Genomic DNA, 11,204 nt, shown 5'->3' on the forward strand with positions numbered 1-11,204 from the left:
TATACATTATGCGCACTAGAATGCGTCGGGTTTGACGCAATTCCAACCAAAAGCAACCCCTTTTTACCGCTGTAACTGGTTGAATCCGTGACCCGTTTCCCATTTTGGGAAACCTTTAGAACCCTAAAGGAAGTTGGTCATATGTTGCGCAGTTGTTATAGCCTTAGCTCACTGCTCTGGTTCCCGCTTATGAAAAAGCCGTCTAAAAATAGTTACCGGTTTTACCCCGATCGTAAAACGTTCCGGCTGGAATACGGCCCCCACGTGCGGTTTTTGCCCGCCGCCCTGGTGGCGGAACTCACCGGCGTGAGCCTGCAGACGGTGTATAAATGGATTGCCGGGACGCATCCCATGGACGCCCGCACGCGTCAGGTGCTTTACACCCGTGCGTTAGGCTTGCTGCCGTGCCCACGGTGGTCTGATTGGCACATTGACGAGACAGGCCGCCTGACGGCCCCTAATGGCTGGTCGTTCTACCCGGATGAACTCATGGGGCTGTCGTACTTGAAGCAGCACAACGGCGATTTACAGGCTGATGTGGCGCGGCTGACGGTGGAAAACCGGCAATTACGGGAAGCGCTGGACTATGCCCAGGCAAAGCGGTGGCCGTCGAACGTGGTCCCGTTGCCGGTGGCGCACCAGCACGGCCACAAGAAACCCGGCTGATTACTTGCCGGCCTTCCAGCTTTTATAGCCCTTGATGCCGAAACTGGCGGTGATGGCCACCCCGAGAAAATAGCGGTAATACTCCGGCATGGTATCCAGTGCGGCAAAGCCGGCGGTGGCGGCGTCCACGCCCTGCGGAAAGAAACACATGATGGCGGGTATCGACAGGACAAGAGTCCAATATTCGTCTTTCCATGAATTCGCGCTGGCTTGCGCCTGCAGCTTTTCCCATTCCTGGCGGCTGGTGGCACTGGACACCATCACCGCCGCTTCCGCGTCCGCTTTGGCCTGTGAACGCTTCTGCTTGCCCTGTATCCACGTTTTGCCGAGCCCGATCAAATCGCCAATGATGGGAATAGCGCCGATCATCTGCGGTTCTCCAACAGGCCCAGCGTTAGGTCATGGGACGCCAGCCGCTTGGCGTGGCTTTCGTGTTTCCGGTCATGTTCTGCCAGCTTTTCCTTGATCCAACCCACGTTGACCCGTTGCCCCATGACCGCACCCACAAAACTGGCAATGGGCACTGCTACGGTCATTACTGTCGTTAAATCCATACTACAACCTATCAATCAGGCTATTGAATTCATCGGCCAGCCCGGAGCGTGCCGCCTGCAGGCTGTCGAATTGCACGGTGACCACGCCGCCGCTCACATCGGTGCTGACGGCCTCGCCAATGTTGGACTTGGCTTTACGGCCCCATGCGAACCCGGCCACCGCACCCACCATGAAGCCCAGCACGGCCAGCGGTACGGCCTGTTTCATCCGTCCACCCCGTGAAAGCGCTCATAAATCCAGCCGCCAAGGCTGAAATGTTCATCGCCGGTGACGGCCTCACCCACGCCGTTGACGCCTTCGTAAAACACGTTATCCGGGTTTGTCGGGTTCACGGCGTTGCCCACGTCCTTGACGGTTTCGGTGGCCTTGCTTTTGAGATACCACAGCGCCAGCACTCCCGCGATGCCGATCCCGAGTAACTGTTGATTGGTGAAGCTCATACGACCTGCCCTATGTCCAGATAATCCCCACCGACGCGGGACCACGTTGCCACCCGGTTACCCCGGCGCACGTCCACGTGCAGCATGTTGCCCGGTGTGGTGTCGGTGTACAGGCCAATTCCAGTAAAGCCCACGTCCCGCGCAATCTCATACGCCCGCCGCCGGTCCGCCGCTCGGGTGATGTAGCGCCCGTTCACTTTCGGGAACACATCGACGGCCCGGACCATGCCCCACGCATCGACGTTGTGCTGAGACTCGCCGGCGTTGCCCTGGTGACGGCCTAAACTGCCCTCCGCCGGGCTGATGATCACCGGAGCGCCCCAGCGGTGGCGGAATTCGTCCAGCTTGAACAGTAATTCCCGGTCCATTTTCGGCCACCATTGGCCAAATTCGGACGGCTGAAAATACCGCAGTTCCGGCCCGGTGTCGTTGTCGTTACTGGTCATGGCCTTGCCCCTTAATCCGATGATCAGCGCCACCACGGCGAACACGCCCACGGTTGCGCCCATGATCAGCAGCCCGATACAAGCGGGATTTCGATATCCACGGCGGTATAGAGAGCGGCGGTAATGCCCGCATCGGCGGCGGTGTCCACGCTCAGCGTCACCGCGATACCCTGCGTGCCTTCCAGCCCCGCCAAACTGACCACCTCACGCCCGGTAAACACCGTGGCCGTGGTCAGGTCCAGCGCGATCGTTTTCAGCGTTACCGCCCCGGCCTTGAACGTCAGCGTAGCCGCGCCCGCCGCCGATGCCGCCGACAGTGCCAGCTTGTACAGCACCTCACCACGCTTGTAGAGCAGTTCTGAGACGGCTCCCAGCTCCACCTGATACGCGGTATCCGTCGTATGTTTGTTACCCGTGCTGTCCAGAGCCAGCCCGTTAACCCCTGGCTCCAGTGGCAGCCGTGATTTATTTGCAGATGCCGGCATTTTTAATCCCCGTTAAACAGTTGGTTGTCGATGGTCAGCGTCAAGGTGACCGGTGTTTTTACCGTGAAATTGTCCGCCACTTTGGCGCGCTTGAAGGTTTCCGAGCCGGTTATCACCACACGCGGCTTGCTGAAACCGTCATTAATGACCAGCTTGTAGATATGGTCTAGGTAATCACTCGGCGGTGGTCCGCCCAGATAGGCGGTTAACGCGGCCCGAATCACCGGCCCGATCATGGTCGCGCCGTAGTCGCCGGGATCGTAGGACAGCGGCAACCTGAGCACCGTGCCTTTTTTGCGCACGCCGCGCCCGCCCTGGCATTGGGCGCTGATGTGCGCCGCGCCGGCCCATTTGTTGCCGGATTCGTAGGAATATGACAATACCTCCCCGCTTTCGCTGAGATAGTAAAGCCCGGTGCTTTCCGAATACCCGTACACCTCATCGCTGTTATTACCCTGCAATGGGCGGTTGCCGATAAATTCCAAGGTTTCGCTGTCGTAAAGCCGCGACCGCGTAAGCAGTTGCTTATAGTCCGACGCGTACAGCATGTGGGAATCGCCATTGATAAAACTGGCATCCGTCATGACTGCCGGCGCGGCGTCAATGGCCTCTTTGGTGAGGATATCCACCTCTTTCATCTGCGTGCCGATTTGCACCAACCATTTGTTCCGGTCTTTGTTCCAGATCACCGCTGTTATTCTCAGTGACAGAGACGTGTAACCGTCGACGTGGTACGTAATCGCCCCCAGCCCGCCGGGGCCAATGGGCCATGACACAATTCCCGGCCCCTCGTAATCGTTGCCGGAATTCGGACCGTCCCAATTACCGTAGCCGTTGCCTTTTACCGCGCAGTAGAAACGCCCGTCTTTTATGGTGCCCTGGTACATCGTCACGATGCCGTCAGAGCTGTAAAAATCATGGGATAGGTAGCTCAACGGCTCCATGGTAAACAGGTCAGACACCACCATATTATCCGCCGGATCAAAAACGCCCGAAATAAAATGGTAGAGGTACTGGTCGTCCGCGATATGGACGGATTTGTTATTGTCAAAACCTACTTCGCTGGTTGGCTTGGTAACGACGTTCTGGTTTCGGCTGTAGTTTTTCACCTCGTCGTCGGTCACCGTCATTTCGAGTTCGATATCGTGACGCGTGTCCGCGATAAATCGACCATCGGCCAGCCGTAGCCCTGGCACCACGGTCACCTCACCCCGTATGATCTTTTCATCATAGGTGCCGGTGCCCATCACCAGCGTGACATAGGCCGGGTTTTCGGTGTCTTCGTTGTACAGGGTCACCGCCGCATTGTTGCCCACCAGCGGCTCAAATTCCTGATAGCCCCCCGAACGCATGACGACCTTGCGCCCGGCAATATCAACGGTAATGTCACGGTCTGCGAACTTGCAGAAAATGTAGGTTTCGCCGTTGCCGTTGATTCGCTCAGCGCCGCCGGGTTTGATGGTTCTGTTGTAGTCCTGCCCTGCAGACATGGTTACCCCTTACTCCAGAAGTACGCGCCAGCAGTAACCGCCGCCGCGATCAGGCCATACTTGGTGACGTTCTCAAAGGCTTGCGAGGCGTCCGAGCGGGTCGAATCGTTGGCGTAGCTCAGTACCCGCGCCATCTGTTCCGATACGCCCTGGTTGGCGCTGTTGGCAAAGTTCACGGCCCGAGCCAGTGAATCCTTGGCGAATTCCTGCGTACCCTTGAGCCCTTCGTAACCATCGCCCACCAGTTGTTCCGAGGTTTCCAGCAGTTGCTTGAAACTCTCCCCGGTGGCGGCAATGCCCTTATTGGCTATATCCACCCCGCCGGCAACGGCCCCGTGATCCGTGGTTGTTATATCGCCTACGGTCAGTTCTGATTTTGCGAGGTTGATGTTTTTCGCCACGGAGGCGGATTCACCGCCACCGCCGGAATAGTCGGCGTTGTTGAATATGAATTCTTCCGTGATGTTTTCGGTTTTGGAATCGCTGTTACCAACCATGAGCTATCACCGTTTCTTTTTTGGTCCAGCCGAAACGCTCGAACTTGCGCACCAGCCCATCCCGCTCAATGTGAGCCCGTAGCCGCTTGATGCCGGAATCCTCCGCCAAGTGCATACACCACGGGATAATCAGATCCGCGTCCGAGCCCTGGCAGACCACCAGCACCAGCACGCGCTCACCGTGTGGCGGACGCTCAACGCGGGTTACCAGATAGGTGTCTTTTTGGGTGCCCTGCATCTGCCACAGTTGCGCCTTGCCGGCTTTCACGTTGGCTTTGATACTTTCCATTTCTTCCGGGCTGCGTGCGGCAATGTCAAGGCCCTTTTCGGCCTCGTCACACCACCCGATCTGATGCGCGTTCATTTCACCACCACGAACAGCACCACACCGGCCACTGCAGCCAATGCAAGCATGTTGTAGTTGATGCCCTGAACACCGGTGGACGGTGGCGGACCAAAGTTGAAAATGTGCCCGCCCTGGCTTAACTCGTTGCTGGACTTCACCCCGGACGACGCGCTGAGCCCGCCGCCACCGGTTGAGATACCCGGAATCATGGCTTACCCCTTATCGACGGGAATAAATGACAGCGGCAAGGCCAAGCCCCAGCGCCCCGATTACCCACCATTTCATGCCCGCCACCGTGCCGCTGATTTCGTCCGCGACTTCTTGCGCACTGCCGTCAGTGGGTGTGGTGACTCGTTGATCGTAGGCATCGGCGGATGTGCTCTGCTTTGGCTGGCCATCCGTGCCCCGCAACTTGGCAGCGGTGCCCGCCGCCCAGCCGCTGACAACCTCATTGACGGCACCGGAAAAGGTGCCGCCAAAGTCAGCCCACGAAAGGTCTAGTTCTTCCATGGTGCGTTACTCCGATCAGTTGCCGCCCAGGCCGCCGACATAATCGACGTAAATGGGACAGTTGGCTTGTGTGGTGCCGACTTCCATAATCAACGCAAAGTCACTCACGCCGGTCATGGAAAAGGGATCACCGGCGTAACCGCGCTCGGTTCTGTCGATCACGTACCAACCGGCTTGAGGCGTGCGACGGTTACGGGCTTGAGCCGCCCGGTTCACGGCGTCGGTGCGCTCAAAGTGTTTCTTCTGATCAAGCTCCACTTTCAGCAGACTGATGTTCGCCGTTGCCGCCTTGATGAAGACCCGGCGCACCCTGGCGAACTTCACACCGCCCTTGGGAATGTCGCGAATCTGACGCTCTCCGGCGTTCAGGTCATACGGGAATTTCAGCAGGCGCGGAATCAAGCCCGGTCCGCCTTCGGTGGCCTCGTCGGTGTCTGCGAACAGGTCCAACGTGGGACTGGTCGCGCCTTCCGGCACGTCAATTTCCACGGTGTACTTGGAAATGTAACGCCCGTTCTGGTCGCGGGAACCGGTATTGATGCCGGTCATTTCCTCGCCGTCACGGGTTTTCATGTTCTCGGTATTCATCGGAATGAACAGAACACCCGCTTCTGCCGGGATACCGTCATGCTGATTCATCTTGTCACGGTCTGCCGCCGAGTATTCCTGAATCACCTCACCGTTGATGCGGTGGCGGATCATCAGCTTGGTACGGTCAATCGTGCCGCCGATCACCAGATCAAAGCTCAGGTACTTAAGCCCGATGGCCAGATCATAGGTGGTGGTATTGCCCGCCGCTACACCGTTACCGCTGGTGATGCGCATCGGCACCCTGTAAGGGGGTTCATTGCGTTTTTTCATGCCTGCACCTTTCGCGCTGGTAAATGTCGTGTTTCAGCGATCAGCCGTAAATGGCTTTTTTCACCGGAGCGGCAGCGCCGACGCGGTTAATCACCATGAGTGCCAGCAGGGAAAAGCCCACTGCCTTCAAAACTGTTTTGTTAGGTTTCACTGTTGAAAATCTCCCGTTTTAGATACTCACCCACGACCATGCCCAGCGCCGAAATGATGATTCCGTAAACTAGGTGTTTGGTGGTCATGGCTCCCCCGTGGTTAATGGTTGTTCAACCTGAAACCTATTGGATAAAGGCAAGCCATGCCAGCGCTTATTTACCGCTCAATCGTTAACGGGTTTTCCGTGATGCGCACTTTCGTTAACGAGGGCGTGCCTTTCTCCGGCACCTTGATTGTGCCGGCGAAATACTCGTTTTTGGCCATACTCTTTGAGATGTATTGCAGGTTTTCCAGCCCGTTAACGTAGCGCTCCGGCACGTCGATTTCCGATGCCATGTAACGGCGATCCTGCGCCCTGGACAACCGCCCTACCCGGATAAACGAGGCGTTGCCCATAATGGTTTTGTCCGACTCCGCCGGCCTTTGCGTGACACCAATCAACGCGATTCCCCGTTTACGGCCCCGGCTTACCAACGTGTGCCACTCCGGCGGAGCCTTGCCCGGTGATGTGACCCCTGCCAATTCTTCGGCCACGGCCAAACAGTTGCCCCAGGCGAACGCCAGCCGGCACCATGCCCCGAACTTGGTAACCGGTCCCACGTAGGCAAAGCGGCCCTTTTTCGCGGTGGCCACAGCACGCGCCAGCTTTTCCATACTGCTAAAGCGCTGCACTCCCGGCACGCCCTGCGGCCCGGTGTACTCGTCGTCGATATCCCACACCAGCAGACGCGGCACCTTGAGCAAGCTTTTTTTGATCACCACGGACTTACCCGAGCCCGACGAACCACACACCACACCGATTGACGCATTTAACGAGGTATCAACTTTCATCGGTTTCGGCTTCCTTTTCTTCGGTGGCTTCCTCCGCCTTTGGCTTTGCCCTGGCTGGCACACCCTGAGCCACACGCGGCCCAAAAATGGCCGCCGTCATCAGCAAGGCATTCAGTTCAACGCCCCACGCCCCGACACCTTCCGGGTAATATTTATCAATCAATTCCCCGTAGGCTTCCGCCAACGCCTGCTTTTCGGCTTTCTGAATCTGATAATTCGGACAGCCGATATCACACCCGAATCCGATCAACGGCGCGATGACTTCGGCGGTTGTCGGCCCGTCCCGTTCTTCCATCAGTTCGCCGGTGTTTTGCGGTGCCTCGTCTTCGCCGGCTTCCCGTGCAATGGCGTCCAGTTCATCCGAGTCAATCGCGGCCCCGGCGTTTTGTTCCTGATTTTCGGCGTTATCGGTCATTCGTCGTCGTCCTCAAGCAATGAAGAAAGCCAGTTTTTGGCCTTCGGTTTTGGTGTCTTTTCCGGCTCCGGCTTTGCCTCCGGTTTCGGCTGCTCTTCCGGGTCCAGCGGTTTCATATTCGCCGCCACCCATGCCTGACCCGCTTCCAGATTCGGCGTTATCATGCCGTGCTTACAGGCGTAGTAATATTTCCGGCTCCCCTTGCTGTACTGCCGGACCTTGCCCACGCAGCCTTTCTCAATGGGACAGGCAATCGTTCCGATATCAGGATTCGCCACGGTTTCCCCCTTCCAGTTCCTTCACCCTGGCCTGCAGGGTTTCGATTTCTTCAATCATGGATTCCATGGTTTGCGCAGCACGCACCACGGCCTTTTGTGCGATCTGAGCTTTCAGCATCATGGGCGCTTTCTTCAACGCCTTGATTTCGACCAGCAGATCACGAAATAACTCTTTCACTTGCCACCCTCCAACCATTGATAAAATCGGTTCAGCCCGTGTGCTACGTGGTTTTTCCACGTCCATCGGGCACGTCTCGGCATCCGAAACATGAAATCACTATGGAGCCGCACAGCAACATAGGTTGCCGCCGCTTTCGCCACCGCTTTCCTGATCTGATACCGGTGATAAGCCTTAACGTGCGAGTCATGATCCATACAGCCCGCCTCCGGCGACCATTGCCCCGCCCCCTGGCGGTGACGGTTCATGCAATCCCTGTACTGGCGTACAGTTATTGCCACGAGTCCAAGTTGCGGCTTCGCCGCTTTGAAAAACAAACGTCCTACGACGCTTCACACCAAACGGCTCAATGATCGTTTCAAAGGCAATCGGAGCCCCGTATGTGTCCGCGATATCCAAACTAAAGTCGGTTTTCCAACCCCCCGGCCTACTATGCCTTTCGGCTTGCTTATCTGCCGTGCCGGCCTTCTGAATAACCCATTCAGTTAGGCGCGTTGTCAGATCACCAAACCCACGGGCCACCACGCCCACCAACCGTTTCACCGGCTGGTAATAGCGCCCGGTGCCGTTGTCCACATAGTTGCTTCTGATCAACTGATCCTCACGACGAACCGTCATACCGCCTTGGATCATGGTGTACGCGGCCCAGTCGGACGAGTCCGCAGCCATGAACGCTTCCAGAACCTCCATTGACGTTTCACCATCCCCGGTAATGTCTTCTGCCTTGAGCCGGCGCAATTCCCGCCACACCGTTACCGATGCCCCGCCGATCTGTTGAAACTGTCGAATCCCCCAGGCTGACGCCCATGCGTCAATCCGTGCGGCTGAACTATCCGCCGGCTGCCCGTACAAATCCTCGTCGATCCCGTGGCCGTCGATATTCTTTGCAACGTACTTTGCGATATACCCGGCGGCACTGCCCTTTTCCGGGTCAATGTTCACGATCTTTACCCGCTGGCGTGCCGCCCCGTATTCCTTGCCATCCTCACGAATGCCGTAATCCTCAATAATGGCCCGCAGCCGTGCGGCCTGTTCCTGATCCACGAACAGAAGCATGTGCCAATGCGGTGTTCCGTCATGGTGCGGCTCTGCCACCCGGAAGCCATACGGCCTGATTTCTTCCCGCCACAGTTGCGCCCTGATCTGCGACCACAACCGGCAAAAGTAGGCTTGTGTTTCCCGTGGGTCATAGCCCTTGTATTTCCGGTTTGGTAGTGCCCGGTCCATGCTTTTGATGTAGGTCATGCGGTGATACTTGGAGGGAGCCGTTAACGTGATGAACACGCCCACGTGTCCGGCAGCGTCCGCGCACTGCTCAAAGCCCTTAATGCGAACCATCAGTTCAGCACGCCTGTTAACGGGATTACTCACGGAGGATTTCACCAATTCGGCAAGGTTCACGGCCTCGCCATCCTCGTTAACGGCTTCCATGGCCGTTAGGGCATCGTAGTTCCGTTGCTTCTGGCCTTTACGGCGCTTTACCGTTATGTCGGATGAATAGATACCGGCGTCCCGATGAACCAACCGGATTTCACGGGCCACGGCTTCAATCTTTCGTGCCTGGATGCGGCGAGCCTGCAGACGCCACCAACGCGGATCAAATACCCGCGCCATGGCGTGACCCCATTCCTCACGGGTCGCTTTGTCCGGGTCCGCTATCGGGAACACCAGCCCGCATTCCTCCACCCGCTTCCATGCGAACCGGATAGCCTCGTCAACGCCGGCGCGTTTGGTCCACTGCTCACAGGCCATTTCGATTTCTTCGGCATGGCGCTTACACCACTTTTTCAACTCGCCATCATGCACGGTGGCCGTCAGCCCGGTTTTGCCCAACTCCAACGCTTCCGACAGAGCCCTTAGCCGCTGGTTTGCCTTTACGGGGTTCTCCCGTGAACGGTGCAGGTAATCGACGGCCATCGGCCTGCCCATTTCGCCATGTTTCCGGCACATGGACGCAACAAAGCGGCGATTGTCCGGCCCGATCTGTTCCCATTCTTCCGACTTCAGCCCGTGCCAGTTCAGCGCTTGTCCCACGTTCGATTTCCCCTGATAAGCCGTGCATGTAGATAAAAAGGAAAATGGCCCCGATCAGGGCCACGTTTTCACGTAGCCTTTGATTCATCGATTGAAAACACCTGACTTCTGAGTTTTTCGGCCATTTCCAATAGAGATTCCGGCGAAATCTCCAAATGTGCCGCGCAGCAATACAGCTCCCTGACGGTTAACGGCCTTTTTCCCGACTCAACGCGGGACAAACTCGGCGCACTCATGCACAGGTACATAGCCATTGATCGTTGATCCATTCCCCGACCACGCCTTACAAACCCGATTGCACCACCTAACGACTGATCAAAGGTCATGCCACCCCCTTACGGGTTTGAACTTCCACCCTTCGCCAGTCCATGCCATCAGCAATAACTGTTTTCAGTTCACGGAGAGCAACGCGGATTGATTGGCGGGTTTCTTCGGTCATGTGTGCCCAGGCTTTAGCAGCCGTGGCGCGGGATACTCCGGCCACATCACAGACGATCAGGCGGAAGCGAGGTGAGCGGGTTTCCCAAAAGGTGATTTCTGTCGGGTCTACGCCCTGCCCTGTCCAATGCTTCATCATGGCCCGCATATCTTCCGGCGATTTCCCCCGGTAAAACGCGGACCTCATCAGAGCCATTTCTGTAACGGTCTGCGGTGCGTGCATGGCTCAGCCCTCCACCAGTTCAGCGGCCTGCACATCCTTTCGTGCGGTGTATTCCTTCCAACCCGGCAAGGCCATCAGGGACGCGGTGTAATGGTCGTAAACGTGTGCCGATGGCGTGCCCAGCTTGCTGACATTCAGCACGATGAAGGTATTGCCCCAGCGCCACGGCCCCCGGCCTACGCCCGCCGCATGTAACCCTTTCGCCAGCATTTCCAGAAGTACGAATTTATCGGCGTTGCTGTACCCCTTCACCTCTTCCCGGTGAATCTTGATCACTTCAAGCGCCAGTTCGAACAACGACATTTCTTGAACTTTCATAACGGGTTTCCCTTCGGCTGCTTTTCGTTAACGGGTGAAA

21 protein-coding genes are annotated in these 11,204 nt (G+C 57.2%); 1 reads left to right on the top strand and 20 read right to left on the bottom strand.

Annotated elements, in window-relative coordinates:
• Window positions 1–189 precede the first annotated feature (189 nt).
• Window positions 190–666 (top strand): hypothetical protein, encoded by a 477-nt coding sequence (locus QPM17_RS22720; protein WP_285394029.1) that lies wholly within the window; start codon window positions 190–192, stop codon window positions 664–666.
• Here QPM17_RS22720 and QPM17_RS22725 read toward each other — a convergent pair whose 3' ends face one another.
• The 20 genes from QPM17_RS22725 to QPM17_RS22815 all read right to left on the bottom strand — a co-directional run bounded on the left by QPM17_RS22725 (window position 667) and on the right by QPM17_RS22815 (window position 11,164).
• On the bottom strand, window positions 667–1,035 hold the full coding sequence (locus tag QPM17_RS22725; RefSeq protein WP_285394031.1) for a hypothetical protein: 369 nt from the start codon (window positions 1,033–1,035) through the stop codon (window positions 667–669). It abuts the gene before it with no gap.
• Window positions 1,032–1,220 carry a hypothetical protein gene (locus QPM17_RS22730; RefSeq protein WP_285394032.1) on the bottom strand — a complete coding sequence of 63 codons (189 nt, stop codon included), beginning with the start codon at window positions 1,218–1,220 and terminating at the stop codon, window positions 1,032–1,034. The genes QPM17_RS22725 and QPM17_RS22730 overlap by 4 nt, the downstream gene beginning before the upstream one ends.
• 1 nt (window position 1,221) lies before the next feature.
• Complete coding sequence (locus tag QPM17_RS22735; RefSeq protein ID WP_285394033.1) at window positions 1,222–1,428, bottom strand: hypothetical protein; 207 nt, start codon at window positions 1,426–1,428, stop codon at window positions 1,222–1,224.
• Window positions 1,425–1,661: a hypothetical protein gene (locus QPM17_RS22740; RefSeq protein WP_285394034.1), complete on the bottom strand. Its 237-nt coding sequence runs from the start codon at window positions 1,659–1,661 to the stop codon at window positions 1,425–1,427. Before QPM17_RS22740 ends, QPM17_RS22735 begins: the two co-directional genes overlap by 4 nt.
• Entirely contained in the window at window positions 1,658–2,170 is a 513-nt protein-coding gene (locus QPM17_RS22745) for a hypothetical protein (RefSeq protein WP_285394035.1), read from the bottom strand. The genes QPM17_RS22740 and QPM17_RS22745 overlap by 4 nt, the downstream gene beginning before the upstream one ends.
• A gap of 2 nt (window positions 2,171–2,172) precedes the next feature.
• Window positions 2,173–2,592 (bottom strand): hypothetical protein, encoded by a 420-nt coding sequence (locus QPM17_RS22750; RefSeq protein ID WP_285394036.1) that lies wholly within the window; start codon window positions 2,590–2,592, stop codon window positions 2,173–2,175.
• A gap of 2 nt (window positions 2,593–2,594) precedes the next feature.
• Entirely contained in the window at window positions 2,595–4,082 is a 1,488-nt protein-coding gene (locus tag QPM17_RS22755; RefSeq protein WP_285394037.1) for a hypothetical protein, read from the bottom strand.
• 2 nt (window positions 4,083–4,084) lie between these two features.
• Entirely contained in the window at window positions 4,085–4,579 is a 495-nt protein-coding gene (locus QPM17_RS22760) for a hypothetical protein (RefSeq protein WP_285394038.1), read from the bottom strand.
• Window positions 4,569–4,943, bottom strand: coding sequence for a hypothetical protein (locus tag QPM17_RS22765; protein ID WP_285394039.1), 375 nt, complete (start codon window positions 4,941–4,943; stop codon window positions 4,569–4,571). Before QPM17_RS22765 ends, QPM17_RS22760 begins: the two co-directional genes overlap by 11 nt.
• Window positions 4,940–5,134 carry a hypothetical protein gene (locus tag QPM17_RS22770; RefSeq protein ID WP_285394040.1) on the bottom strand — a complete coding sequence of 65 codons (195 nt, stop codon included), beginning with the start codon at window positions 5,132–5,134 and terminating at the stop codon, window positions 4,940–4,942. The genes QPM17_RS22765 and QPM17_RS22770 overlap by 4 nt, the downstream gene beginning before the upstream one ends.
• A gap of 10 nt (window positions 5,135–5,144) precedes the next feature.
• Window positions 5,145–5,435, bottom strand: a complete 291-nt coding sequence (locus QPM17_RS22775; RefSeq protein ID WP_285394041.1) for a hypothetical protein — start codon at window positions 5,433–5,435, stop codon at window positions 5,145–5,147.
• 15 nt (window positions 5,436–5,450) lie between these two features.
• The gene (locus QPM17_RS22780) at window positions 5,451–6,296 is read right to left on the bottom strand and encodes a major capsid protein P2 (RefSeq protein WP_285394042.1); all 846 of its coding nucleotides are present in this window, start codon (window positions 6,294–6,296) and stop codon (window positions 5,451–5,453) included.
• Between the two features lie 309 nt (window positions 6,297–6,605).
• On the bottom strand, window positions 6,606–7,280 hold the full coding sequence (locus QPM17_RS22785; RefSeq protein ID WP_285394043.1) for a hypothetical protein: 675 nt from the start codon (window positions 7,278–7,280) through the stop codon (window positions 6,606–6,608).
• Window positions 7,270–7,695, bottom strand: coding sequence for a hypothetical protein (locus tag QPM17_RS22790; protein ID WP_285394044.1), 426 nt, complete (start codon window positions 7,693–7,695; stop codon window positions 7,270–7,272). The genes QPM17_RS22785 and QPM17_RS22790 overlap by 11 nt, the downstream gene beginning before the upstream one ends.
• A complete protein-coding gene (locus tag QPM17_RS22795) occupies window positions 7,692–7,973 on the bottom strand; it encodes a hypothetical protein (protein WP_285394045.1) in 282 nt (93 codons plus the stop codon). Before QPM17_RS22795 ends, QPM17_RS22790 begins: the two co-directional genes overlap by 4 nt.
• On the bottom strand, window positions 7,960–8,151 hold the full coding sequence (locus QPM17_RS22800) for a hypothetical protein (protein ID WP_285394046.1): 192 nt from the start codon (window positions 8,149–8,151) through the stop codon (window positions 7,960–7,962). Before QPM17_RS22800 ends, QPM17_RS22795 begins: the two co-directional genes overlap by 14 nt.
• A 186-nt stretch (window positions 8,152–8,337) precedes the next feature.
• Window positions 8,338–10,185 (bottom strand): replication endonuclease, encoded by a 1,848-nt coding sequence (locus QPM17_RS22805; protein WP_285394047.1) that lies wholly within the window; start codon window positions 10,183–10,185, stop codon window positions 8,338–8,340.
• Between the two features lie 68 nt (window positions 10,186–10,253).
• On the bottom strand, window positions 10,254–10,511 hold the full coding sequence (locus tag QPM17_RS23890) for a helix-turn-helix domain-containing protein (protein ID WP_422732795.1): 258 nt from the start codon (window positions 10,509–10,511) through the stop codon (window positions 10,254–10,256).
• Complete coding sequence (locus QPM17_RS22810) at window positions 10,508–10,846, bottom strand: hypothetical protein (protein ID WP_285394048.1); 339 nt, start codon at window positions 10,844–10,846, stop codon at window positions 10,508–10,510. Before QPM17_RS22810 ends, QPM17_RS23890 begins: the two co-directional genes overlap by 4 nt.
• A gap of 3 nt (window positions 10,847–10,849) precedes the next feature.
• Complete coding sequence (locus tag QPM17_RS22815; protein WP_285394049.1) at window positions 10,850–11,164, bottom strand: hypothetical protein; 315 nt, start codon at window positions 11,162–11,164, stop codon at window positions 10,850–10,852.
• Window positions 11,165–11,204 lie beyond the last annotated feature (40 nt).

This window comes from Marinobacter azerbaijanicus (genome assembly GCF_030250645.1).
Lineage (GTDB): Bacteria > Pseudomonadota > Gammaproteobacteria > Pseudomonadales > Oleiphilaceae > Marinobacter > Marinobacter azerbaijanicus.

Bases quoted from the DNA above. Each gene is read 5' to 3' on its own strand.
- QPM17_RS22720 (WP_285394029.1), top strand. From the start codon at position 190: ATGAAAAAGCCGTCTAAAAATAGTTACCGGTTTTACCCCGATCGTAAA.
- QPM17_RS22725 (WP_285394031.1), bottom strand. From the start codon at position 1,035: ATGATCGGCGCTATTCCCATCATTGGCGATTTGATCGGGCTCGGCAAA.
- QPM17_RS22730 (WP_285394032.1), bottom strand. From the start codon at position 1,220: ATGGATTTAACGACAGTAATGACCGTAGCAGTGCCCATTGCCAGTTTT.
- QPM17_RS22735 (WP_285394033.1), bottom strand. From the start codon at position 1,428: ATGAAACAGGCCGTACCGCTGGCCGTGCTGGGCTTCATGGTGGGTGCG.
- QPM17_RS22740 (WP_285394034.1), bottom strand. From the start codon at position 1,661: ATGAGCTTCACCAATCAACAGTTACTCGGGATCGGCATCGCGGGAGTG.
- QPM17_RS22745 (WP_285394035.1), bottom strand. From the start codon at position 2,170: ATGGGCGCAACCGTGGGCGTGTTCGCCGTGGTGGCGCTGATCATCGGA.
- QPM17_RS22750 (WP_285394036.1), bottom strand. From the start codon at position 2,592: ATGCCGGCATCTGCAAATAAATCACGGCTGCCACTGGAGCCAGGGGTT.
- QPM17_RS22755 (WP_285394037.1), bottom strand. From the start codon at position 4,082: ATGTCTGCAGGGCAGGACTACAACAGAACCATCAAACCCGGCGGCGCT.
- QPM17_RS22760 (WP_285394038.1), bottom strand. From the start codon at position 4,579: ATGGTTGGTAACAGCGATTCCAAAACCGAAAACATCACGGAAGAATTC.
- QPM17_RS22765 (WP_285394039.1), bottom strand. From the start codon at position 4,943: ATGAACGCGCATCAGATCGGGTGGTGTGACGAGGCCGAAAAGGGCCTT.
- QPM17_RS22770 (WP_285394040.1), bottom strand. From the start codon at position 5,134: ATGATTCCGGGTATCTCAACCGGTGGCGGCGGGCTCAGCGCGTCGTCC.
- QPM17_RS22775 (WP_285394041.1), bottom strand. From the start codon at position 5,435: ATGGAAGAACTAGACCTTTCGTGGGCTGACTTTGGCGGCACCTTTTCC.
- QPM17_RS22780 (WP_285394042.1), bottom strand. From the start codon at position 6,296: ATGAAAAAACGCAATGAACCCCCTTACAGGGTGCCGATGCGCATCACC.
- QPM17_RS22785 (WP_285394043.1), bottom strand. From the start codon at position 7,280: ATGAAAGTTGATACCTCGTTAAATGCGTCAATCGGTGTGGTGTGTGGT.
- QPM17_RS22790 (WP_285394044.1), bottom strand. From the start codon at position 7,695: ATGACCGATAACGCCGAAAATCAGGAACAAAACGCCGGGGCCGCGATT.
- QPM17_RS23890 (WP_422732795.1), bottom strand. From the start codon at position 10,511: ATGACCTTTGATCAGTCGTTAGGTGGTGCAATCGGGTTTGTAAGGCGT.
- QPM17_RS22810 (WP_285394048.1), bottom strand. From the start codon at position 10,846: ATGCACGCACCGCAGACCGTTACAGAAATGGCTCTGATGAGGTCCGCG.
- QPM17_RS22815 (WP_285394049.1), bottom strand. From the start codon at position 11,164: ATGAAAGTTCAAGAAATGTCGTTGTTCGAACTGGCGCTTGAAGTGATC.